General features: G+C 32.6%; 23 protein-coding genes. 11 read left to right on the top strand and 12 right to left on the bottom strand.

Annotated features, from left to right (window positions below; genetic code table 11):
- Positions 1–49: 49 nt before the first annotated feature.
- From pdeM to ACFSC2_RS16395, 6 genes are all read right to left on the bottom strand, one after another.
- Positions 50–700 (bottom strand): ligase-associated DNA damage response endonuclease PdeM, encoded by a 651-nt coding sequence (gene pdeM, locus ACFSC2_RS16420; RefSeq protein ID WP_379817800.1) that lies wholly within the window; start codon positions 698–700, stop codon positions 50–52.
- 5 nt (positions 701–705) lie between these two features.
- Positions 706–3,165: a ligase-associated DNA damage response DEXH box helicase gene (locus ACFSC2_RS16415; RefSeq protein WP_379817798.1), complete on the bottom strand. Its 2,460-nt coding sequence runs from the start codon at positions 3,163–3,165 to the stop codon at positions 706–708.
- Between the two features lie 345 nt (positions 3,166–3,510).
- A complete protein-coding gene (locus ACFSC2_RS16410) occupies positions 3,511–5,112 on the bottom strand; it encodes an ATP-dependent DNA ligase (RefSeq protein WP_379817796.1) in 1,602 nt (533 codons plus the stop codon).
- 72 nt (positions 5,113–5,184) lie between these two features.
- Positions 5,185–6,186 (bottom strand): ligase-associated DNA damage response exonuclease, encoded by a 1,002-nt coding sequence (locus ACFSC2_RS16405; RefSeq protein WP_379817794.1) that lies wholly within the window; start codon positions 6,184–6,186, stop codon positions 5,185–5,187.
- Positions 6,187–6,202: 16 nt separating this feature from the next.
- Positions 6,203–6,589, bottom strand: a complete 387-nt coding sequence (locus ACFSC2_RS16400; protein ID WP_379817792.1) for a YidH family protein — start codon at positions 6,587–6,589, stop codon at positions 6,203–6,205.
- A gap of 12 nt (positions 6,590–6,601) precedes the next feature.
- A complete protein-coding gene (locus tag ACFSC2_RS16395) occupies positions 6,602–6,913 on the bottom strand; it encodes a hypothetical protein (protein WP_379817790.1) in 312 nt (103 codons plus the stop codon).
- Positions 6,914–7,125: 212 nt separating this feature from the next.
- On the opposite strand from ACFSC2_RS16395, the gene ACFSC2_RS16390 reads away from it, so the two are divergent.
- The gene (locus tag ACFSC2_RS16390) at positions 7,126–7,257 is read left to right on the top strand and encodes a hypothetical protein (protein WP_379817788.1); all 132 of its coding nucleotides are present in this window, start codon (positions 7,126–7,128) and stop codon (positions 7,255–7,257) included.
- 221 nt (positions 7,258–7,478) lie between these two features.
- On the opposite strand, the gene ACFSC2_RS16385 is transcribed toward ACFSC2_RS16390, so the two are convergent.
- The 6 genes from ACFSC2_RS16385 to ACFSC2_RS16360 all read right to left on the bottom strand — a co-directional run bounded on the left by ACFSC2_RS16385 (position 7,479) and on the right by ACFSC2_RS16360 (position 13,758).
- Positions 7,479–8,108 carry a DsbA family oxidoreductase gene (locus ACFSC2_RS16385; protein ID WP_379817786.1) on the bottom strand — a complete coding sequence of 210 codons (630 nt, stop codon included), beginning with the start codon at positions 8,106–8,108 and terminating at the stop codon, positions 7,479–7,481.
- A 375-nt stretch (positions 8,109–8,483) separates the two neighbouring features.
- Positions 8,484–9,602: a DNA polymerase III subunit beta gene (gene dnaN / locus ACFSC2_RS16380; RefSeq protein ID WP_111283020.1), complete on the bottom strand. Its 1,119-nt coding sequence runs from the start codon at positions 9,600–9,602 to the stop codon at positions 8,484–8,486.
- 108 nt (positions 9,603–9,710) lie between these two features.
- Positions 9,711–11,396 (bottom strand): gliding motility-associated ABC transporter substrate-binding protein GldG, encoded by a 1,686-nt coding sequence (gldG, locus tag ACFSC2_RS16375; protein WP_379817784.1) that lies wholly within the window; start codon positions 11,394–11,396, stop codon positions 9,711–9,713.
- Positions 11,396–12,121, bottom strand: a complete 726-nt coding sequence (gene gldF / locus ACFSC2_RS16370) for a gliding motility-associated ABC transporter permease subunit GldF (RefSeq protein ID WP_379817782.1) — start codon at positions 12,119–12,121, stop codon at positions 11,396–11,398. Before gldF ends, gldG begins: the two co-directional genes overlap by 1 nt.
- A gap of 151 nt (positions 12,122–12,272) precedes the next feature.
- Positions 12,273–12,569, bottom strand: coding sequence for a putative quinol monooxygenase (locus tag ACFSC2_RS16365; RefSeq protein WP_379817780.1), 297 nt, complete (start codon positions 12,567–12,569; stop codon positions 12,273–12,275).
- Positions 12,570–12,930: 361 nt separating this feature from the next.
- Positions 12,931–13,758 carry an SAM hydrolase/SAM-dependent halogenase family protein gene (locus ACFSC2_RS16360; protein ID WP_379817825.1) on the bottom strand — a complete coding sequence of 276 codons (828 nt, stop codon included), beginning with the start codon at positions 13,756–13,758 and terminating at the stop codon, positions 12,931–12,933.
- A 257-nt stretch (positions 13,759–14,015) separates the two neighbouring features.
- Between ACFSC2_RS16360 and ACFSC2_RS16355 the strand changes: the two genes are divergently transcribed.
- The 10 genes from ACFSC2_RS16355 (at position 14,016) to ACFSC2_RS16310 (ending at position 24,465) form a co-directional block, all read left to right on the top strand.
- Positions 14,016–14,966, top strand: coding sequence for a PhoH family protein (locus ACFSC2_RS16355; protein WP_194141447.1), 951 nt, complete (start codon positions 14,016–14,018; stop codon positions 14,964–14,966).
- Positions 14,967–15,083: 117 nt separating this feature from the next.
- Positions 15,084–15,476, top strand: coding sequence for a c-type cytochrome (locus ACFSC2_RS16350; protein WP_379817778.1), 393 nt, complete (start codon positions 15,084–15,086; stop codon positions 15,474–15,476).
- Positions 15,473–15,976 carry a hypothetical protein gene (locus ACFSC2_RS16345; protein WP_379817776.1) on the top strand — a complete coding sequence of 168 codons (504 nt, stop codon included), beginning with the start codon at positions 15,473–15,475 and terminating at the stop codon, positions 15,974–15,976. Before ACFSC2_RS16350 ends, ACFSC2_RS16345 begins: the two co-directional genes overlap by 4 nt.
- A 217-nt stretch (positions 15,977–16,193) precedes the next feature.
- The gene (locus tag ACFSC2_RS16340; protein ID WP_379817774.1) at positions 16,194–17,024 is read left to right on the top strand and encodes a Cof-type HAD-IIB family hydrolase; all 831 of its coding nucleotides are present in this window, start codon (positions 16,194–16,196) and stop codon (positions 17,022–17,024) included.
- Between the two features lie 162 nt (positions 17,025–17,186).
- Positions 17,187–19,532 (top strand): S9 family peptidase, encoded by a 2,346-nt coding sequence (locus ACFSC2_RS16335; protein WP_379817772.1) that lies wholly within the window; start codon positions 17,187–17,189, stop codon positions 19,530–19,532.
- A 168-nt stretch (positions 19,533–19,700) separates the two neighbouring features.
- The gene (locus tag ACFSC2_RS16330; protein ID WP_379817770.1) at positions 19,701–20,654 is read left to right on the top strand and encodes a phosphoribosylaminoimidazolesuccinocarboxamide synthase; all 954 of its coding nucleotides are present in this window, start codon (positions 19,701–19,703) and stop codon (positions 20,652–20,654) included.
- Positions 20,655–20,688: 34 nt separating this feature from the next.
- Complete coding sequence (locus ACFSC2_RS16325; RefSeq protein WP_379817768.1) at positions 20,689–21,447, top strand: hypothetical protein; 759 nt, start codon at positions 20,689–20,691, stop codon at positions 21,445–21,447.
- A 95-nt stretch (positions 21,448–21,542) separates the two neighbouring features.
- Positions 21,543–22,688, top strand: a complete 1,146-nt coding sequence (locus ACFSC2_RS16320) for a glycoside hydrolase family 26 protein (RefSeq protein WP_379817766.1) — start codon at positions 21,543–21,545, stop codon at positions 22,686–22,688.
- Positions 22,689–23,181: 493 nt separating this feature from the next.
- Positions 23,182–23,565: an ankyrin repeat domain-containing protein gene (locus ACFSC2_RS16315; protein ID WP_379817764.1), complete on the top strand. Its 384-nt coding sequence runs from the start codon at positions 23,182–23,184 to the stop codon at positions 23,563–23,565.
- Positions 23,566–24,081: 516 nt separating this feature from the next.
- Positions 24,082–24,465 carry an ankyrin repeat domain-containing protein gene (locus ACFSC2_RS16310; protein WP_379817762.1) on the top strand — a complete coding sequence of 128 codons (384 nt, stop codon included), beginning with the start codon at positions 24,082–24,084 and terminating at the stop codon, positions 24,463–24,465.
- Positions 24,466–24,580 lie beyond the last annotated feature (115 nt).

Genomic DNA, 24,580 nt, shown 5'->3' with positions numbered 1-24,580 from the left:
AGCGTAAAATCAGTTTTTTACGCTTTTTTGTTTAATGAATACTTTAATATTAAATCTTAGATTTAGAATCTTTCTCTATACACACAACTTCGTTTCCAGCTATAGCATAAACCAGATCTTCTTGATTGGGTTTTAAAATATAATTACCAGTAAATTCTCCAAACGCAGGCAATATCAATTGATTGGGTTTGTGAAAAAAACAACGCAATTTTAAGGTTTGCAATCCGAGTCCGCGAAGTACAATTCCAGGATGAACGTGACCCGAAAAATTAAAAAAGTTTTCTTTTTCTTCTGGATGATGGGTCAACAAAAAATGATCTATTTCTAAAAAATCAACGACTAAAATTCCTAAATCATAATAATGTGTTCGGTCTATAATATCATGATTTCCGGCAACCAGAATTGTTTCGTATTTGGTATCTAAAATCCATTCTTCAAACAATTCCCATTCTGTATTTTTCGTGCTGTGAAATAAATCTCCCAAAAAGATGATTTTCTGCGGATTAAATTGCTCCAAAACAGTTGTGATTCTTTTGAAATTTTCGGCAATAGCATTTGACGGAATCGCAATGCCATGTTTTCTAAAATGAGAAACTTTCCCCAAATGCACATCCGAAATTATGATGAGATTCTTGCTCTCCCAAAATAATGCGCCGCTTGGGTGAAGTATAAAAGTTTCGTTTTGTATTTGAATTTTCATAGATTTTATTTCATGTAAGAAGCCGTCATTTTCTGAATTCTTTCGGCTAATGTTTCGCTGGAAAGTTTTTCTCTTAATCGATCGGTTATAATTGGAAAACTAAATGGTGTTGGTTTTAAGCATTTTTTCCAGACAATTTCTTGTTTTTCAATTCGTTCTAAAGCCAATATTAAACGTCCTTCTTCTAATTGATGTTCAAAGGTTTCTCGATACGCTTGATGCAAAAGCAAATTGTCGGGCTCAAAATCACGAAAAACTTCAAATAACAATTGCGAACCGCTTTGTAAGTGTTTTGTCTTGACCATTTTTCCAGGAAAACCTGTAAAAACCAAACCGGCAATTACCGCAATATCTCTAAATTTTCGTCTTGCCATTTCGGTTGAATTCAGACTTTTCTGCAAATCGTGGTGCACATATTCAGTCGAAAATAAGTTATTATCCAGCATTCCCTGAATATCAATTTCCTGATCCGAAAGTAATTCAAATCCGTAATCATTATAAGCCAACGAAAAACTAATCGATTGAATTAAACTAATTCGGTATGCTAATAAACTTGCCAAAGCTTCGTGAACAAAACGTCCTTCAAAAGGATAAAAAATAGCATGATATCCTTCTCTGGTTTTAAAAGTTTCAATCAGGAATTCATCTGCCTTTGGAACAATCGATTCTTTGCGTTGTCTTTGAAACAAAGGTTTTAAAGCTTTTAATTCTGGCGAAAGATCATCAGTATTAGCACGATACAATTCCTGACGAAGTAATTCGCTCATTTGTGATGATAATGCCAGACGACCGCCCATCCAGCTGGCAATTTTAGATTCTTTTTTTGGACTGGCTTTTTTGACCAAAACCTGCATGTTTCGAATGGTAAAAAGTTCGAGTTTTTTTCCGGCAAAAATGAAAGTGTCGCCAGGTTTCAGTTTAGAAATAAACCATTCTTCAATAGTTCCGATATAACCGCCGCTTATAAATTTGACATTCATAACAGCATCACCAACAATAGTTCCAATCTGCATTCGATGATGCATCGCAATCATTCGACTATTGATTTTATAACACCCATTTTCGTCAATTTCTACCTTTTTAAATTCATCGTATGCCTGAAGACTTTGACTTCCGTTAGTAATAAAATTTAAAATCCAGTTCCAGTTTTCTTTTGTAATAGTTTGATAACTAAATGTTCCCTGTATTTCTTTAAAAATTTCATCAGGAAAAAAACCGTCAGAAACTGCCAAAGTATTGAGGTATTGCACCAAAACATCCCAGCTGTTTAAATATGGAACACGATCTTCTATAACGCTGTTTTCAACTGCTTTTTTTAAGGCAGAGGCTTCAATTAATTCGATTGCATGAGTGGCGAGAAAATAAATCACGCTTTCTTTTCCAGGTTGATGGCCGCTTCGTCCGGCGCGCTGCATAAAACGTGCAACTCCTTTTGGACCGCCAACCTGAATTATCGACTCGACAGGAGCAAAGTCAACCCCAAGATCTAAGCTCGAAGTGCAGACAACTACTTTTAATTCTTCGTTGCGAATGGCATTTTCTACCCAAAGTCTCGTATCACGGTCAATACTTCCGTGATGCATCGCCATTTCTCCCGCAAATTCAGGATATTTTTCTAATAAGCGTTGGTACCAAATTTCACAAGCCGAACGCACATTAGTAAAAATTAAAGTGGTTTTACTGGCTTTTACGATTTTTGCAGCTTCATCAATTAAATGCAGTCCCATATGCCCGCGCCAAGGATAACTATCCATTTTCTCTGGAAGAACAGAAACCACTTTTATTTTTTTATTGATGACGGCTTTAATTAAAACAGAGTTGTTGTAAGCTTCAGAATCAACTCCTAGTAAAACTTCTTGTGCTTGCTGTAGATTTCCAATCGTAGCCGAAATTCCCCAAATGCGAATATTTTTGGCAATAGTTTTTAATCTCGATAATGCCAATTCGACTTGAACACCGCGTTTTGTACCGAGTAATTCGTGCCATTCGTCAATTACTATAGAACTGCAATTTTTAAAGATTTTGTCATAACCTTTTGCTGCCAAAAGCAGTTGTAAGCTTTCTGGCGTTGTAATCAACAAATCGGGCATTTTTCCTTTTTGTTTCGCTCTTTCTGCCGCTGAAGTGTCTCCAGAACGAATTCCAACCGTCATTGGAATATCCAAATCATTTATAACTCGTTCTGCTGCTTGTTTTATTTCGACAGAAAGTGAGCGAAGAGGCGTAATCCAAACGGCTTTTAAACCTGTAGTGTATTTGGTTTTATAGTTCGGATTTTCTTTGATGTAATTCAAAATAATAGGCAGCCATAAAGCGTATGTTTTTCCGCTTCCAGTTGGTGCATTTAGAAGCCCGTTTTTACCTTGCAGAAAAGCAGTCCAAGTCTGAGTCTGAAACGGAAAAGGTTTCCATCCCTGATTTTCAAACCAATTATTCGCTATGGTAAAAAGTTCTTCTCTATTCATTTTTTTATTTTTTTGCTGTGAAGGTGCAAAGGCGCAACGTTTTTATTGCCACGAATTGTACTAATTTAACTAATTTTTATCTGCATACTGAATTAGTCTCGCAAAGTCGCTGAAGCGCAAAGTTTTATTTTTTTAACTAAGTTACTCTTCAAGTTTGTCATTTCGACCGCAGGGAGAAATCTTCGCAAGTAGCTCCGTAAAGTATTTCGCCAATCTTTGTATAGTTTCTTGTGTGATTTAAGTTGAAAAGAGAAATCACAAACGGCAACTATGTGCATTAAAACAAAGTGAAACGCCTTTTTTTAAACGCAAAAAAGACTATGTTCCTATGTGTTTAAAATAATCTTAAACAATCATATTCTTTAGATCCTCAATAGAATTAGCTTCTTCAATTTTCTTATCATGTCTCCATCTTAAAATTCTTGGAAAACGTGTTGCAACACCGCTTTTATGTCTTTTAGAAAGTGAAATTCCTTCAAAACCAATTTCAAAAACCAACTTTGGCGTTACACTTCTTACAGGACCAAATCGTTCTAAAGTATTTTTTTTAATGAAATCATCGACCATTCTAAATTCAGCATCAGTTAATCCAGAATACGCTTTCGCGAAAGTGACGAGTTCACGTTCCTTATTATCGTTTTCATGCCACAGGGCAAAAGTATAATCGGTAAAAAGGTTAGAGCGACGTCCGTGTCCCCGCATGGCGTAGGTGAGGACTGCATCAATTGTTAAGGGCTCGATTTTCCATTTCCACCAATCGCCTTTTTTTCTTCCAACAAGATAGGGCGAATCTTTTTTCTTCAACATTAAACCTTCGCTTCGCATTTCGCGGGATTGAAGTCTTTCTGCTGTCAATTCTTCCCAAGAAGAAAATTTGACTCTTTCTGAAAGCAGCAACGGAATATTTTTATCTTTTATTTTTTCGAATAAATCTTCTAATAAATTCCGGCGTTCTTCATACGGAAGGTTTCGAATATCTTTTCCCTGCCATTCTAATAAATCGTATGCTTTTATAATTACGGGAGTATTTTTTAAAACCGAAGCCGAAACATTTTTGCGTCCAATTCTGGTTTGCAAATCATTAAAAGTTCCTATTTCATTTTTTATGAAAGGAAGAATCTCGCCATCGATTACCGTTCCATTTGGAATTACACCAATAAAACAACCAAATTCGGGATATTTATCCGTTACCAATTCTTCGCCGCGACTCCATACATAAATTTCGTTTTCACGAATGATTGTTTGTGATCGAATTCCGTCCCATTTATGTTCGGCGCTCCAATCTTCAGGATTTCCTAAATTTTCAATTTCTCCTTCAATTGGATAAGCCAGATAAAAGGGATATGGTTTTGATAAATAATCGCTGCTTTTTTCATCCAAAATCAATTCCTGAAACGTAATTGTATTCGGATTCCAATCGCCCATTAATTTATAAGCTAAAGTATCTTCATCAACATTTTGTGCTTTTGAAAGTGCGCGCGTCATTAATTTTTGACTTAAACCTATTCTGAAACTGCCTGTAATTAACTTTGTGAAAACGAATCTTTCATAATAGTTTAGAGCTAGCCAATTACTTTGCAAATATTCTTTCTTTTCAGAATCTGTTTTCTTTTTGAGCGCAATAATTTCTTGTAGATATTCGGTCAGACTTTTGTCAGAATGCTCTTTTGTGGTAGGAATAACCAAAGCAATTGTTTCGGCCAAATCGCCGACGATATGATAACTTTCTTCAAAAAGCCAAAGCGGAATATGAGCTAGTTCATTGGCCCATAATCGCAGTAAAGTAGTGTTAACAGGACGAGGAGGACGTCGATGCGAAAGTATTGCGATCGTCCAGACTTTATCTTCATCACTTGCCTTCAAAAAATAATTAGTCAAAGCATCAACCTTTACCGAAGTTTTATTAGAACTGTCAAGCGTTTTTATAAGTTCGGCAAAGTTTTTCATGCTTTATTGGTTTATAATTTGTTACAATTAATATTTCGTTGGAATTTGGAATTTTAAAATTGTAATTTCATTCTAATTATCTTCATCATTCGTTTCTCCGTCATATTGAGTATGCGCAGTTCTGGCGTCGTAACCAAGTTCACGAAGGTATTTCGAAAAAACATCCGAATAACCGTGTGTGCAGATTACTCTTTCTGAACCTGTTGCTTTTATACTTTCTAGAAGTCCTGTCCAATCGCAATGGTCGCTTAAAACAAAACCTTTATCTACGGCACGTCGGCGTCTTGCTCCTCGAAAAGCCATCCAGCCGCTTGCTGAAGCGGTTACATATGGAGTCATTCTTCTAATCCACGTAGTTCCGTGAGCACTAGGCGGGGCGATGACGATATTTCCGAGTAAATCTTCTTTTTTGGTTTCGGGAGTAATGCGAATTGTCGGCGGTAACTGAATTAGAGGACGAACTACTTCAGTCATATTTTCTATAGCTCCGTGCGTATATATTTTTCCAATATTTGGATCTAGGTTTTTCAGTAATCGCTGTGCTTTTCCTAGCGAATACCCGAAAAGAATAGAAGTTTTTCCTTCTGCACGATTCTCAACCCACCAATTATTAATTTCCGTCATCACGTCAGTCTGGGCTTCCCAATTAAAAGCAGGAAGTCCGAAAGTACATTCTGTTATAAAAGAATGACACTTAACAACTTCGTACGGAACAGAAATTCCGTCATCTTCCGTTTTGTAATCGCCTGTAAAAACCCAAATTTCGCCTTTGTATTCAACCCTAATTTGTGCAGAACCAATTATGTGCCCGGCAGGATGCAGAGAGAATTTTACGCCATTTATGGTGAAAGTTTCGTTCCAGTCTTTTCCGGTAACATTTATTTCGCCCAAACGATGTTTAATTATGGGAACGTTTGTATGATGTGTAATGTAATTTTTATGCCCCCAGCGCGAATGATCTGCATGTCCATGTGTAATTATAGCGTTGTCAACAGGACGCCACGGATCTAAATATACATTGGCCTGCTGGCAGTATATTCCTTTGTCGTTAAAGGCTAATAATGGAGTAATCATTCTTTGAAATTTGAAATTATGCGCTTGCAGCAATAATTAAATAAGCGATAAGCGAAATGCTTAAAACAAATAGCATCATTGTAATAAATGTCAGCATTGCGGTTGAATATTGGTATTTTCCCTTTTGCAGTAATTGTACCGTTTTTTTATAGCGTAAATACGATAGCAGAATTGTTAAGGCACCTGCAATTAATAACCCGATTCCTAAATAAATAGTAAAGTTACTGTTGGGAGCAACCGTTTCTGCTAGATATTTTGCAGGAAGCTGTTTTAAAAACAACGAAAACTTTACAGCTACAAATCCAAAAACCATAATTCCGATACCAGTACGAAGCCATGCCAATAATGTCCTTTCGTTAGAAAGATATTCATTCATAATTTCCTGATCATTTTTTGGCGACATATAGTTTTTTATTTATTCAAAATTATTGTAAGGAGGACAGTTGTATTTTTCATCTTCGTGGTCTAGATTAAAACTGTCGTAAGGATTTGTTTCATCGTAAGTTGAAAACGGAGTATTGTCTTCGGCATAATTTAAACCGCTTTCTATAAGTTCATAAGAATCTTCAGAATCACAATATTGTTTGTGGTTAGTTTCTTGATTTTGTCCAGATGTAAACTCTTCATCCATTGCTTCATTTTCATGAGCAGTATCAATATGATCAGGTTTACTTAATTGATATGAATCAAATTTTCTGCTGTCTAAATTATTGGCACTTGTTTTCATAACGGATATTTTTAAATTAGTAAAAATTTAGTTTCTATCGATATACAAATTTGATAATTAGATGATTGAAAATTTTATAGGATTTGATTTTAATCTTACATGATTCATTTCCAGGTCGGTTTTCATTCTGTAAAAATCAAATTTAATTCTGTAAAATACATGAAGTTGTATTTTGCAAATTTGTAGATATTAATTTCAAAAAATTAAATATTATGGAAACTTCAAGAAAAGATTCGAAATCTGGAATGAAAGATTCTGGAAAAACTCAAAAATCAACAACTGATTCTAGAGGAAAAAATGGTAATGCAAAATCTACGGATTCTAAAGGCAGAGCCGGACATTAATTATTTTTAGTAACTAAGTAAACTAAAAAATGGAAGCGTGCTGTTTAATCGTAAACAGCACGCTTTTAGTTTAAAAACGTATAGGAAGTTGGTTATTAAACTTAATACTAAAGTGCTTAACTTAAAAATATCAAAAATAAACCAACTTGATTTATATTTTAAAAGAAAGGTTTTATATAATTTTCATGTTTGTATTCTGATTTCTTCAAGAATATGATAATTTATTTCAAAACGGCTTCAATAGTTTTTACAAAAGCTTCTACCGGCTGTGCACCCGAAACGGCATATTTGCGATCAAATACAAAAAACGGAACTCCTTGGACACCAATTTCTCCCGCTTCTTTAATATCTGATTCTACTTCTTTAATAAATAAATTATCGCTTTCTAAAACTTCTCTAATTTCATTTTCAGCCAAACCGGCATCGATGCCAAGTTTTATAAGAGTTAATCCGTTGTTTAGATCCTCGCCATCTGTAAAATAGGCTTTAAAGAATATTTCCTCCATCTGATCGCCAAGATTCTTAGTTTTTGCCAGCTGAATAATTCTATGAGCATTTAAGGAGTTTGATATAACTGCTTTGTCAAAATTATAATCTAAACCAACGCTTTTCGCTCGTTCTGCAACGCCTTTGTGCATTTCTTTAGATTGTTCAATCGACATTCCTTTTCTTTCTGCCAGAAACGTATAAACATCCTGATCTGGCTGTGAAGTGATTGTTGGATCAAGCTGAAAGCTTTTCCATTCAATTTCAAAATCACTATCTGGAAATGATGCTAATGCACTTTCCAATTGTCTTTTTCCAATATAACAAAACGGACACATGATGTCCGACCAAATTTCTATTTTCATTTTACAAAGTTAAGGATTTTGTTTGTTTTGTTTCAGGTTTCAGGTTTGAAGTTCTTGGCTTGTGTTTATTTTAACCGCAAAGTTCGCAAGGAATTTTACTTTTAATTACTTCTAAAAACGCAAAGGTCGCAAAGGTTTGATGAAAAAAAACTTTGCGACCTTTGCGAACTTTGCGGTTAAAAAAGCACAAAGCATATCAACCTGAAACTTCAAACCTGAAACCTGAAACAAAATAAAAAACCGCAACTCTTAACTAAAGAATTGCGGTTTCTAGGTATAAAAAATGGTTGGTTAATAGCGATATCTTTTTTTTACAATGATATATCTTTAATTCGAAACTAAAAAATATCCCTGTAACAGAAAGAAACTTTAATGTTAACTATTTAACATTACAGGCATTACCAACATTGTAACAGTTTCTCCTTCTTCTAAACCATCAACAGGAGTCAAAATTCCCGCTCTGTTAGGTAATGACATTTCAAGCATAATCATGTCAGATTGTAAGTTAGTCAGCATCTCTGTTAAGAAACGAGAGTTGAAACCAATTTGAAGATCGTCACCTTGATAATCACAAGTCAATCTTTCTTCTGCTTTGTTTGAGTAATCGATATCTTCTGCAGAAACGTTTAATTCTGCTCCAGCGATTTTCAAACGAATCTGGTGTGTAGTTTTGTTAGAGAAAATAGCAACACGACGAACAGAACTTAAGAATAAAGAACGATCGATCATTAATTTATTTGGATTCTCTTTTGGAATTACCGCTTCGTAATTAGGGTATTTTCCGTCGATTAAACGACACATTAAGATATAATTGTCAAATGAGAAAGTCGCATTTGAATCGTTGTATTCAATTTTTACTTCTGCATCAGAACTTCCTAAAATACTTTTTAAAATGTTTAAAGGTTTTTTAGGCATGATAAAATCAGCAACTTGAGATGCTTTTACATCTGTACGGGCATATTTTACCAATTTATGAGCGTCTGTAGCAACGAAGATTAATCCTTCTGGTGAAAACTGGAAGAATACTCCAGACATTACCGGACGTAAATCATCGTTTCCTGCAGCGAAGATTGTTTTACTTACTGCAGTTGCTAAAACCTCTGCAGGTACTAAAGTTACAGATGGATCTTCTAAACTTACCGCTTTTGGAAATTCTTCTCCAGCAGCATAAGCCAATGCATATTTTCCAGAATTTGAGCTGATCTCAACAGTATTGTTGTCTTCTACTGTAAAAGTTAAAGGCTGTTCTGGGAATGTTTTTAAAATTTCAAGCAAAAGTTTTGCTGGTACAGCAACGCTTCCTTTACTTGTAGAATCGATTGATAATGTAGCAGACATCGTCGTTTCAAGATCTGAAGCGGAAACTGTCAACTCATTATTGTTTAGTTCAAATAAAAAGTTGTCTAAAATAGGCAACGTATTGTTACTGTTGATTACACTACCTAAAACTTGTAATTGTTTTAATAAGTACGAACTCGATACTATAAATTTCATCTGTTTTCTTTTATTTTTTGATAGATATCTTAGTCATTAATGCGACTAAATATACCGATTACAAATATATCTTAAACTATTTAAAATACGACATTTTTTTATTAACATCTATTTACTGTATTTTCTTTTTCTTACAAAAGTAAATGCCAGGCCAAAAATTGCTAAAATTAGAATTGGAACTCCGATAGTTATGAATTGTGTCATCGTATAGCTTTCATAAACTTTTTCTTTGTCCAATAATGGCAGTTCTACATCTTTGCTTCTAATGTTAATAAGTCCGGTATCATCAAGTAGATAATTGATGCAGTTCATCATAAAGTCTTTATTGTCGTAAAGATTTCCTGTTCTTTGATCGTATCCTAATTCAACTGGCATACCATTTTTGTCCAATTGGTTTCTTGCTAAATCTCCATCAGCAATTACAATCATTTTGTTTGGTTTTCCTGATGCTGTAAACGAATTGTCTTTAAAAGGCAAAACTCTATTTTCAAAAGCAGAATGGAAAGAACCTTCTAATAATATTGCAAGCGGAATATTTCCTTTATTTAAATAATCCTGCGGTGTAGTTTTTTCTGTAACCATATTCAAATTGATTTCAGAAGGTGTTCCGATTGTTTTTGAATATTGAGAAGATTGTAATAATACTGTTTTTTTGATTCCGTTTTTTAAAGTATCAATTGGGCTGGCAAAATCAAATTTAATTCCACCTAGATTTTTTACAATAGGATGCTGGCTTGTTGGATAAACTTCTGGAGCAAATTTCCATTTAAATTCCTGATATTGGGTTGCGCTTCCTTGTTCGCCAGTTGCCAATTTTATTGGGCTTCCGTATTCATCTTTTATCAAATCTGGATTAATTCTGAAACCGTATTTGAAGAACATATCGTTTAGATTCAAATCTCTCGGATAGGCTAATGTAGCTCCAGCATCATTGTACAAGCTATCCATATCGGCAGCAACCTGATCGATTAGCCAAAGCGTTTTACCGCCATTCATAATAAACTGATCCAGAACTTCTTTTTCTTCATCAGAGAAATTTTGAGTCGGTTTAGAAATTATAGCTAAATCATATTTTTTAAGCGCATTCAAAGTTCCGTTCGGATCTTTTGCAACAGAATCCAAAGTAAAAGGTCCGATGTAGTAGCTTTCACGAATCTGCATCAGCATTTTTGCGATATGAATTTCGTTTAATTCTCCGTTACCTTTTATAATCGCGACTTTCTTTTGCTTGCTTTTGCTAATTTTATTGATAGCATCAGCAATAGAATATTCTAAATGCTGAATAGAACCTATTACTTTTTGAGTAGTAGAAGCGCCCATTCTGTTTTTCAACAAAGGAATATTTACTTCTTTATTATTGTAAACTGCAACAGCCCAAGGAAAAACCATTTCTTGAGATTGTTTTCCTTTGTCGTCAACGGTTATATTTATTGGTGTTAATCCTTTTTGGAAAAGTGATTTGGTTAAATCTTCGCTTTCTTCTTCATTTTCTAACGGATCAACAAATTCAAAAACTATATTTTTATTATAAGCTTGAAATTCTTCTAATAACTGCTTGGTTTCTTGTTGTAAACGTTTAAAATCCGCAGGAAGTTCACCATCCATATAAATTTTTATAGAAAGCGGATTTTTAACTTGTTTAACAATTTGTAATGTTGTTTGAGATAACGTATAACGCTTGTCTTTTGTTAAATCAAAACGATGAAAAAACAACGTTCCAAGTACATTTAAAACAATTAAAATGAAAATGGTAATTCCTAATGTTTTGATATTTTGCTGAGTAGATGCTTTCATTAGGCTTTAAAAGATTTTAATTGATAAACAGTAAATGATAAAAATGCAATTGCTATGCTCAGAAAATAAACAACATCGCGGGTATCAATTACACCTCGGCTCATACTTTTAAAATGATTCTGCATTCCTAAAACCGATATAAAACTTCCCGATCCTGGAATTAAAGAAGCGATTCCTTCAAATCCAAAATAAAAGAAAAAGCACAAGAAAACAGCAATAATAAATGCCACGATCTGATTTTCTGAAAGGGTAGAAGTAAAGATTCCGATTGCTGAATAGGAAGCGATTAAAAACAATAATCCGAAATAAGAACCAATTGTACTTCCCATGTCGATATTGCCTTCTGGCGAACCTAAATCAGAAATTACTTTTACATAAATCAAGGTTGGAATGATCGCTAGAATTATTAGCAAAAACGAACCAAAGAATTTTCCGTTTACAATCTGCCAGATTGATAACGGTTTGGTTAATAATAATTCTAAAGTTCCTTGTTTTTTTTCGTCAGAGAAACTTCTCATCGTTACGGCCGGAATCAGGAAAATTAAAATCCAAGGTGCCAAAGTGAAAAATGGAGTTAAATCAGCGTAACCAGTATCAAGAATATTGTAATCTCCTTTAAAAACCCATAAAAATAGTCCGTTGATAATAAGGAAAATCGCAATGACCAAATAGCCGATTGGCGAGCCAAAGAAGGATTTTATTTCTCTTAAAATGATTGATTTCATTTGTTTTGTTTTTGTTTCAATTTTTTTTCTAACCGCAAAGAACGCAAAGTTTTACGCAATGTTCGCAAAGTTTTTCTCAAAGCTTTGCGAACTTAGCGTTTTTATAAAGCTTCTTTGAAAATAAACTTGCGTTCTTTGCGGTTAAATCGGTTTAATTTAAGCTAACCACTTTATCCAGACTCCAAGCCTCAGGTTTAGCATTGAATAATTTCTTTGTAAAATCCCAAACGGTATTAAAAAGTTCAGAATTTCTATAATTTTCCAAATCTGCTTCCGTTTCCCAATAACTGTAAGTGAAAAAGATGCATTTGTTATTTTTATCCTGATACAATTCTAAAAAACGATTTCCTTCAGCATTCCGTATTTTATCTTTCACCGATTCAAAATTTTCCAGAAAATCAGGAATTTTTTCTTCATGAAAACTCATTTTTACTATTCTAACGAACATGTTGGTAATTTTAGATTTTAGATTGCAGATTTTAGATTTTTGAATTGTCTAAAAGTCTTACAGGTGCGCAAAAATACCAAATTTGATTGTTGTTTTAAATAAAAATTGAAATATTATAAATACCCCTATTTTTATAATTTCGATTTCGTATTGTATTTCAAATATAGCCCGCGGTTTTAACCGCTGGAACACAATGCACATCACGCAATATTTTATCACGTATATAAATAATGTATTTCACAATGCGTCCCCGTGGTTGAAATCACGGGCTATGTTTTATGATGTAATGAAATTTTTATCTATTTTAATTGAAACAAATAGATTATCTGCTCAATCAGCAAAATCTGCGAGAGAATTAATTTTAAGAAAACTTAATCGTAATCACATCACGATAATTCAATCCTAATAAACTATTTGCAGAACCCACTTTTGATGGATTGCTTCTAAAAATTGCAATTTCAAGAAAGCCTGCTTCATTAAAAATAGCCAGTTTTTCGCCTTCGTAAGTTTTTATCGGATATTTGTCTGAAGTTGCAATAGCCGAGTAATTTGGGAGAATTGTTTTAATGCTTTTAGGTTTCATGACAATTTCATACGGACGGCCTTTTGCTGCTTCGAGAAATTGTTGTTTCGAAATATTAGTCACAATATTGCCAAAATGATCAATATAAATTACATATCCTTTTAACGAATTTCCATCGCCGGCAACAACAGCTTGTAGTTCTGTAACTTCTTTTAGGGCTGGAATTTCTTTTCCGATAACATTTAATAAACCGCCTTTTGAAAGATGTGATGCTACTTGAATAAAAATATCTAAATCGGTATATTCAATCGGAAAACGATCGTGAATATTTATGGCAACAATTTTCTGCGGCACGATTTTTTGCGTCAGCATGCTAAGGATTCCGTTATCGGCACAGATAAAGTAGTGATCGTTCCACTGCATAGCGATGTGCTGATTCTCTTTATTGCGCTCGATATCGACACCAATTAAATGCACGGTTCCTTTTGGAAAACTTAAATAAGAAGCTCCAATAATGTAACTGGCTTCGGCCGTATTAAAGGGATCAATGTCATGAGAAATGTCAATAATCTGAACCTCTGGATTTTCAGAAAGAATTTTACCCTTCAACGCGCCCACAAAGTAATCTTTGAGTCCGTAGTCTGTAGTAAGAGTAATTATTGACATCATTTTGTTTATAACTATTGATAGTATTTGAATCTAATTTTCATTAAATTTGAGAAATGCAAAGCTAGTAATAGTAAAGACAAATTGAAAGAAAGAAAAGACAATTTGTAAAATTAGTATCAGTTTTCCGTATTAAGTATTCAGTTATATTCATTTAGAAAAAACAGAACATTTAAAAACTGATTATTACAGCTTAAATTAGAACCCGACAACTCTAAAAATAATAACTGAATTATTTAATTTAAAAACTACTTCATTTGAACGAAAGAATAATCGAGCTAGTAGATATTGCACCAAAGGAGTTTTGGGGCGCGCAGGACAGCCATTTAGAAATTATTAAAAAGTATTACCCGAAGCTTAAAATCGTAGCACGAGGGACAACTTTAAAAGCATTTGGCGAAAAAGAGGTTTTAGACGAATTCGAAAAAAGATTTCAAAGATTAATGCTTCACTTTACACGTTACAATAATATAGATGATAATGTAATCGAGCGTGTAATTATGAGCGACGGTCAAGAGGAGAAAAGAGGTTACGATCATGACAAAATCTTAGTTCATGGTGTCGGAGGAAAGATCATTAAAGCAATGACACCCAATCAGCAATTGCTGGTTGATACGATCAAAAAAAATGATATGGTCTTTGCAATTGGTCCGGCTGGAACTGGAAAAACCTACACTGGCGTTGCTATGGCGGTAAAAATGCTGAAGGATAAAGAAGTAAAAAGAATAATCCTAACACGTCCTGCTGTAGAAGCTGGCGAAAATCTCGGGTTTCTTCCGGGAGATATGAAAGAAAAACTCGATCCGTATATGCAGCCGCTTTATGATGCATTGCGTGATATGCTTCCGAACGAAAAACTTGAAGATTATATTTTAAAAGGAATTATTCAGATCGCGCCTTTAGCGTTTATGCGCGGACGTACACTTGATAATGCTTTTGTAATCTTAGATGAAGCGCAAAACACCACGCATTCGCAGATGAAAATGTTTTTAACCCGTATGGGAAAAAACGCCAAATTTATGATTACAGGTGACCCTGGTCAGGTCGATTTGCCAAGAAGAACAATTTCTGGTCTTAAAGAAGCGATTTTAGTGCTGAAAGACATTGACGGAATCGGAATTATTTATCTGGATGATAAAGATATCGTACGTCACAGATTGGTTAAAAAGGTAATCGACGCTTATAAACAGATTGAAAATCACGATTAATTTTAATTTTAGTCAAATGTTAAATCTAAATCTTGAATTGTGTTTTAACATTATTAATATTCGTGTTGTACGTTTTTCTGAAATGTACAACACGAATATTTTTTTTAGATGTATAAAATGGCAGTAAAAATTCTCAGTTCTTTAGTTTTGATTTTTCTCGTTTCTTGTAAAGACAAAAAAATAGAAGAAAATAAATTCTATGAGAAATTGGATTTACAGAAAAAAGAAATTGTATTGGAAAATATCGGAAAAAAATATTTTGAAAAGAACTGCTATGGCTGTCATGCAAATAAAGGAGCTAAAGACAATCATTTAGAAAATGCGATTCAAAGTGACAAATACAATTATCAGTTTCTTAAAAATTTTATTACAAAACAAGACAGTCTTTTAAAAAATAAAAATAAAGATGCTTTAGCATTAAAAGATTGGAGCAATAACAATACCTACGTACATAATTTTGAATTAAATGAAAGTGAAATAAAGGCAATTTTATATTATCTGAAAAAATGAAATCTAAATCCATCTATTTAACTTTAGCTATACTGTTCTTATTCATTTCATGTAATAAAAAAACTGAATCTGAAATTGAAAATAAATTTGTCAAAACATGGTATGATACACAATATATTGTTCCAGGGAGATCAGAATTGATTGTTAAAAAGGATAGTACATTTAATTACACTTCAGCAGGTTGTGATTGGAGAGTATTTTCTAAAGGAAAATGGAAAATAAAAGGAGATTCTATCGAATTAACCAGCAGTAAAATAGATACTTGTTATATGGCTTTTCCTTTTATTGATTGTGGTTTTTATGAGAGGAAAGATAAAGAAAGAATGGTAACGATTCCTAATTGTAAGCCTGATACAGGAAGTGATTTTTGTTTATTTACTAAAGAAACATTTTATCTTAGAAATGATTCGTTGATTTATAAAATAAAAGATTCAAAATGTCCAGATAGTTTGAGAATTGAATTTGCAAAAACACCGAAAATCAGAAAACATTACAATTAAAAATATTTTTTAATCCTTTAAAATCCGTGTCTTAGCGATAGCTAATCGGTTTTATCCACGTCAAAATAAAACACAATTAAGAGCCGGTCTGTAAATTAACGAAATAGTTAAATAAATAATAAACTTGCCTCATTTTTAGCTTTCTATGCTTAGAATCTTTGTCTAACCGAGCTTAAAGCCTTAAATTTGCTTAAATCACAAATGATTGAATATTAAAATGACAAAACTTAAAAATATAAAAGTTGTTGTAAGTGACCTTGACGGAACCTTATTAAACACAGCACACAGAATTTCAGATTATACAAAAACTATATTTCAAGAACTTCACAATCAAGGATATCTACTTGTTGTAGCTACGGGACGTCATCATCTTGATGCAATGGCGATTATCGAAAAACTAGAAGTTCCGGTTTATTTGGTAAGCTCAAACGGAGCGCGAGTTCATTCGCCGGAAAAAGAAGAACTATTTGCTTTTAATTTAGACAGCGATGTCGTAAAAGTGGCTTTGAATGTTGAAATTGATCCAGAAATTACAGTTGTTTTATTTAAAGAAAATGTTTGGCAGACCAATAAATGGAACGAAAGATTGAATTCTTTTCAGGAAGAATTAAAGTACCGTCCAGAATTGGTTGATTATAAAAATCTAGAAGATTTTGGAGCTATCAAAATTTTCTTTTCATGTCAGGATCACGAAAAATTAGTAAAACTGAAAGATGCCATTTTAGAAAATTCTTCAGAGCATTTACATCACGCTTTTAGTTTGCCGACTTGTCTTGAATTTATGGACAAATCTATAGATAAAGCTGTTGCGATTGAAACGGTTTTAGAAAGAGAAGGTTTTACCTTGGGAGAAGCAGTTGCATTTGGTGATGGTTTTAATGATGTTCAGATGCTTTCAGCAGCAGGAAAAGGTCTTATTATGGGAAATGCACCTGCAATTTTGAAAGAAGAACTTCCAGACTTAGAAGTTATAAAAACCAACGCCGAAGACGGAGTTGCAAAATATATTGCTTCTAAAATCTTGAATAAAGAATTGGCATCTAGTTAAATTTCTTTTTTTGATTTTTTTACATAAAATACAATCCTTAAAGGTTATCTTCAGGGATTTTTTTTGTTAAATGAATAATATGTGGAGGATTCCGCAATGAAATAGCAAAAACATTTTTTTAATAATTTTCAAAGTGTATTTTTGTTTTTCAAATCTATTACCATGACAAAAAACATTTTTTTTCTGGCCTTTTTATCTTTTTTTTCAGCGGCTAACAGCCAGAGTTTAAAATTAGAAGAAATAATGAAAGGCGATTCTTTTATTGGAAATCAACCTACAAGCGGACGCTGGTCATTAGACGGCAAAAAGGTTTATTTTGAATGGAATCCTACAGATGATTTCGGACCAAGTACTTATTCTTGGCAGAAAGGGCAGGCAAAACCAGTGCTTGTAGAACCAAAAGAAGCCGCATTTTCTAAACTTGATTTTAAGAGAAGACCCAATTCTGATGTAGTTTATTATATCGAAAAAGGCGCTTTGTATTCGTACTCTATAAGTAATAAAACCACAAAGAAAATCATTCAGCAAAGTACTTCTGTTTCAAATTTAGAATTAGGAAGCAGTCCAGAAAATTTATTTTTTGAACAAAACCAGAATATTTTTAAATACAATACAAAAGAAGGAACAATTCTGCAGATTACTAATTTAAGTAAAGGTGTAAAAAAAGAAGTTAAACCAGAAAAAGAAACTTTTTTAAACACACAGCAAAAAGAATTATTTCAGTTTATAAAAGATAAAGACGCACGAAAAAAATGGTTTGATGCTAAAAATAAGTTAGTTAAATCTGATTTTGCAAAAGAATATCTTTACGGAAAAGATGATTTGAGAAGCTTGAGAGTAAACCCGAACGGAAATTACGTTACGTTTACTTTAATGGAATCTTCTGAAGGCAAGAAAGAAAAAATGGAAGTTTTTATTACCAGCGATGGTTATAACCAAAGCCCTGATACTAAAGAAAAAGTATCGGTAAACAACTTTGTGAAAACACGTTTTGCGATTTATTCTGCAATAAAAGATTCTGTTTATTTTGTGAATTTTTCGACTTTAAGTCATATTCAAGATACACCGGAATATTTTAAATTGTATGATAATTTAAAAGACAAACCTAAAGAAGATAAACTAATTATTGCTCAGGCACCGATTTATAACGAAACAGGTTCACTTGCAGTAGTTTCAATCAGAAGTCAGGATAATAAAGACCGTTGGATTGTAAGTTTAAATCTTGAAAAAGGAACTTTTGAAGAAATTGATCATCAGCATGACGAAGCTTGGATTGCTGGACCTGGAATTCCGTCGTATTCTTTTTCATCAGGAAATATAGAATTTTTAGGAGATAATGAAACTGTTTATTTCCAGTCTGAAGCAACAGGTTATTCACATTTATATACTTATAATTTTAAAACCAAAAAGAAAACACAATTAACAAAAGGAAATTGGGAAGTTCGTGATGTAACGTTGTCAAAAGACAAAAAAGTTTTCTATTTATCTACTAATACTACACATCCAGGAAATAGAGATTTCTACAAACTGTCTCTGGCAGACGGAATTTTGCAACCAATTTTAACCAAAGATGGTGCGCATGAAGTAGTGCTTTCGCCTGACGAAAAATCTTTATTAGTTCGTTATTCGTATAAAAACATTCCTTGGGATTTTTATATTGCCGAAAACAAAAAGAATACTGCTTTACAGCAGATTTCATCTTCGACAACAGAAGCTTTTAAGAAATACCAATGGAGAACGCCAGAAGTTATTACGTTTAAAGCACAAGACGGAACTCCTGTAAATGCTAGAGTATACACGCCAAAAACGGAAAATGCAAATAAAGCAGCTGTCATTTTTGTGCACGGTGCGGGTTACCTGCAAAATGCTCATAATTTCTGGAGCAATTATCACAGAGAATATATGTTTCATAACTTGTTAACCGATTTGGGTTATACGGTTTTGGATATTGATTATAGAGGAAGTGATGGTTACGGAAGAGATTTTAGAACTGGTATTTATCGTTTTATGGGAGGAAAAGATCTTTCTGATCATTTAGACGGGAAAAAATATTTAGTTGAGAAATACGGAATCGATGCAGATAGAGTAGGTATTTACGGTGGTTCTTACGGTGGTTTTATTACTTTAATGGGAATGTTAACGGCCCCTGGAGAGTTTAAATCGGGTGCGGCTTTACGTTCTGTTACAGATTGGGCGCACTATAATCACGGCTACACAGGAAATATTTTAAATTTTCCTGAAACAGATCCAGAAGCGTACAAAAAAAGTTCTCCGATTTATTTTGCAGATAACTTAAAAGGAAATTTAGTTATGCTTCACGGAATGGTTGATGATAACGTAGAATACAAAGATATTGTTCGTTTGTCGCAGCGTTTCATCGAATTAGAAAAGAAAAACTGGAGTTTAGCTTCTTTTCCTGTAGAATCTCACGGATTTAAAGAAACGTACTCTTGGATAGACGAATACAGCAGAATTTTGAATTTATTCAATTCAACGCTTTTGAAATAATTCTAAATTCTCAGTTTTTATTCTGAATAGAACTTTGTCAAAGTTTAAAGCTTTGACAAAGTTTTTTTGTTTTAGGAAAAACTACAACTGAAAACTATAAATTAAATTTCATTTTCGTGACAAATAATCTAAATTTGCATTCATTAAAAACAACACAACAAAATCAAAATGAGCAATACAATTACAACTACAAATTTTAATTTCCCGAATCAGAAATCGGTTTACCGCGGAAAAGTTAGAGAAGTTTACAACATCAACGACGATTTATTGGTAATGGTAGCAACCGACAGACTTTCGGCTTTTGATGTAGTTTTACCAAAAGGAATTCCGTATAAAGGGCAGATCTTAAATCAGATCGCAACAAAATTTATGGAATTGACAGAGGATATTGTTCCAAACTGGTTAATTGCTACACCAGATCCAAACGTTGCTGTTGGACATTTATGCGAGCCATTTAAAGTAGAAATGGTAATTCGCGGTTATTTATCAGGTCACGCAGCGCGTGAATATGCAGCAGGAAGAAAACAAATCTGCGGTGTTGCAATGGCTGATGGATTAAAAGAAAATGATAAATTTCCAGAACCAATTATTACGCCAACTACAAAAGCAGATAATGGTTCTCATGACGAAGATATTTCTCGCGAAGACATTTTAGCAAAAGGAATCGTTTCTGAAGAAGATTATTTGATCTTAGAAAAATATACTCGTGCTCTATTTCAAAGAGGAACTGAAATTGCAGCTTCTCGCGGCTTGATTTTAGTAGATACAAAATACGAATTCGGAAAAACTAAAGACGGTGTTATTGTTTTAATTGACGAAATTCACACTCCAGATTCTTCTCGTTATTTTTATGCTGACGGATATGCAGAAAGACAAGCAAAAGGAGAAGAGCAAAAACAATTATCTAAAGAATTTGTTCGCCGCTGGTTAATAGAAAACGGATTTCAAGGTCAAGAAGGACAGCAGATTCCAGATATGACGGATGAATACATCGAATCTGTTTCTGAAAGATATATCGAATTATACGAGAATATCTTAGGAGAAAAATTTGTAAAAGCAGATATTGACAATATTGACCAACGTATTGACAAAAACGTTAAAGACTATTTAGCAGGCATTTAATATGAACGCTAAAAACAAAATGGTATTGAAAATAATGCTCATTTTATTTGTTGTTTTTTGGGTTGTTGTTATACTTTTTGTGTTTTTTACTGTAAAATTTACAATTGCAGCATTAGAAGATGGACATGAGGAAAATAAAAAAGGAAAAATTGAGAAAGCTCGATTTGAGAATTTACCAATTTTAAAAGCTATTGTTCTTGATACTGATAGTATTAAAACTCCATTTTCTAAAAAAAATGTAAATGTTTGCCTAATGAATTCTGGAGTAATGAGTTCATATAAAGTAGGTCGTATGAAAAGTAGTAAAGCAAGAAGATATTCAAGTTCATATTCAATATTCAGTACTATATATCAAAGACCCTATATCAATTTGCAAATTGATGGTAAAAAATATATCCTAAATTCAAATGAAATTGTTTTGACTAATAATTTCTCTAATAATATGGTTGAAGGAAATAAATCGGGATTGTGGGGCGCAGAATTCACTACAGATAGAGATTTAGATGAACTTCTCTTTTTAAACAACTATGATTTTTACAAGCAGTATACTAAAAGTACATTAAAACAGGAAAAAGAATATTTAGAAAAAGTAAAAATATTCTGCTCTTTTAGAAATACATACGAGCATATCAATTGTTATTATTTGGATAAATTTGTCAAAAAAGATATACCAGATAATTGCAATAATTTTTATGCTTATCGATACCATTTAAGAGAGTTTACTTTTAGCACAGGAGATACAATTTCTTTTAAAGGAAAAATTGTAAATAATAAGATTGTTCCGTTGCATTAAATTGTATGATAAAATAAATATAGGTATTGACAAAAACGTACTAGAATACCTTTCTTCAAAATAGTAATTTCGGGTTTAAACTAACTATTTAAACCATGAAATCAAAAAATAAAACAAATGCCCTGTTGCTAGTATTTCTATCAGCTGGGCATTTTCTTTTTGCTCAGATTGACGAAAAAGCCACAAAAGAAACCAAAATTTTATACCAGAATTTAAAAACAATTTCAAAAAATCATATTCTTTTTGGACATCAACATGCTTTAGAATATGGACATGGCTGGTCGAATGAGCCAGATCGATCAGATGTGAAATCCGTTACGGGCTCGCATCCTGCAGTTGTGGGAATTGATTTTAGTGATTTTTCTGGACGATCAAAAGAACAGGTCGAAAAAGCAAAAGAAATTTTACGCAAAAATGTGATTGCAACTTATGAAAGAGGAGGCATTACGACAGTTTCGTGGCATTTTAATAATCCTGCTTCCGAAGGTGGTTTTTATTGGAAAGACGGAATCTCTGCAGCTTCAATGGCTTTAATAAAACCCGGAGGTTCTCATCACGAACAATACAAAGGCATTTTAAAGACAATTGCAGATTTTGCCCATTCTGTAAAAGCAAAAGATGGAAAGCTCTCGCCAATGATTTTCAGACCTTTTCATGAGTTTGACGGCGGTTGGTTTTGGTGGGGGAAACCACATACTTCTCGCGAAGATTTTATTGCAGTTTGGCAGTTTACCGTTTCTTACCTAAAAGACACTCTTGGAGTTCACAACTTTATTTATGCTTTTTCTCCAGACAATCAATTTAATACGACTCAAGAATATTTAGAGCGTTATCCAGGGGATAATTATGTGGATCTGCTCGGAATGGATGATTACGCAGATTTTGGACGTGATGGAAAATATGATTTAGAAGCGGGTTTAAAAAAGCTCAAAATATTTTCTGATTTGGCTATTCAAAAGAAAAAACTGGCCGCCTTTACAGAAACTGGTTTAGAATCAATTCCGAATCCGAAATGGTGGACGGATGTTTTATTAAAAACATTAAAAGCAGCGAAATTAGAATTGTGTTATGTTTTGGTTTGGCGAAATGATAGTACAAGTCCAACACATTATTACGCTCCTTTTCCAGGTCAAGTAAGTGAATCTGATTTCATTGAGTTTTATAATGATTCGTTCACTTGGTTTGAAAATGATATAAAACACATTTACAGACTTAAAATGAAGAATCCTGAAAAGAATTAAGTAAAATTAGAATATAATTCCATGTAAATTAGTGCTTTTTGTTGATCGCAATTGTAATAAAAGATAAACAAATTACGATCGTTTTTTTGTAACAATGAAAGTTATTTCTTTCTTTTTTATTTATTTTAAATTTTGATTATATTAACAATTAAACGGTAATTTGACTGTAAATTTTTACATTTAATATAAATATTCGACCTTTGATAGTGATGTTTTTAATGTATCGTTAAAAAGCCTCATTATTTCTTTTTAAATTTATTGTAATTCTAAATTTTAAAAACTAAATATTTTACGATTTTATACAAGATTGGTACATTTGCAATGTGTTTTATAAAGAATTGCAATTTAATTATGTTAATTATTTATAATTCATTAATAAAGAGTTAATGGTTAGTTAATTCAATTAGTGAATAAAACAATATAATTTGTATACGTATACTGTAAATTGATATAAAACATTTGATTACTAATATTTTAACAAATTAAAATCATTATGAAAAATTCAATTATTTATTTAGGATTAGCATTAGTTGCCTTTACAAACGTTTCAACAGCTTCTAATCAAAAATTAACTGCTGCAAACGAGATTACAAATACAGTTGCTTTCGACGGAACTCCTCTAGTTACTGCTGTACAGAAAGGTGATATTGAAGTAATCAAGAAATTTATTGAATACGGAGTAAATGTAAACGAAAGAGCAGGAGATATGTCTCCTTTAATGATGGCTGCTCGTTACAATAAAGTTGAAATTATTAAATTATTGCTTGCTGCTGGTGCAAACGTATCAGATAAAAATGATAAAGATTTTACAGCTTTAAAATATGCAGAATTATCTAAAGCTACTGAAGCTATTGCTATTTTAAAAGATTTAAAATAATATTTTAAAACCAATTGGGTATAATTCTTTTGTTCTGAAATCAAATTTCGATTCATTTCTTTTAGATTCGGAAAAGCGTTTTTCTTTACTGCTATAGAACATCTTTATAAATTATTATACCCAATTGATTTACTATTCAGTCTTACCTGAATCACTTCCTCTTATTTTTCTCAAACATCTCTTTTTTGATCATTGATTTGCTTTTAAAGCATCATATTATTATTTATTTAAAGAAACCTTACAAGTGCTTTAAATAAAGAGCTTTAGAATGATTAGATCTCTTTCCACTATTTTTTTATAATTTTTTTTCCTATAAAGTGTAACATTTTCACTTTTTGATAGTCTATTATAGCAGAACTAAGAATTCGATAACATTTTGTTTTTGAAAATTATAATTCTTTAAGCGGATGTTAAGAAATAGTTAAAACAAGGTACTTTGTATTGCATAATAGTAAAATTGCTTTACATTTGTCAAGAAATTAAAAATCATCATCAATCATTTAACAATCAATCATTATGAAAAAATCAGTAATTTATTTAGGAGCAGCTCTAGTAGCATTTGGAAATGTTGCAATGGCATCAAATCAAGGAACTTTGGCAGTAAAACCAAGAATTGAAGTTTCTAACTTTTTCTCTTCACCATTACATGTTGCTGTAAGCAAAGGAGATGTTGAAGTAGTAAAAAAATTCATCGCTTACGGTGCAGATGTAAACGAAACATCTGAAGATATGACACCATTAATGGTAGCAGCACGTTATAATAAAGTTGAAATTATCAAAGTTTTATTAGAAAACGGTGCTCGTCCAAGCGATAAAAATGATAAAGGTTTTACAGCTTTAAAATATGCACAATTATCAAACGCAAATGAAGCTGTTGCAGTTTTGAAAGATCTTAAATAAGATTTAAAAAAGTTTTGAGTTAGTAAACGGCCTTCTTGAGCAAAGGCCGTTTTTTTATGTTCAAATTTTAAATAATCATTTTAAGGTTATTGAAATGAAAAAAGCACCATTATTT

The sequence above is a fragment of the Flavobacterium artemisiae genome (genome assembly GCF_042678225.1).
Taxonomy (GTDB): Bacteria; Bacteroidota; Bacteroidia; order Flavobacteriales; family Flavobacteriaceae; genus Flavobacterium; species Flavobacterium artemisiae.
This window is presented reverse-complemented; position numbering and strand designations above follow the sequence as displayed.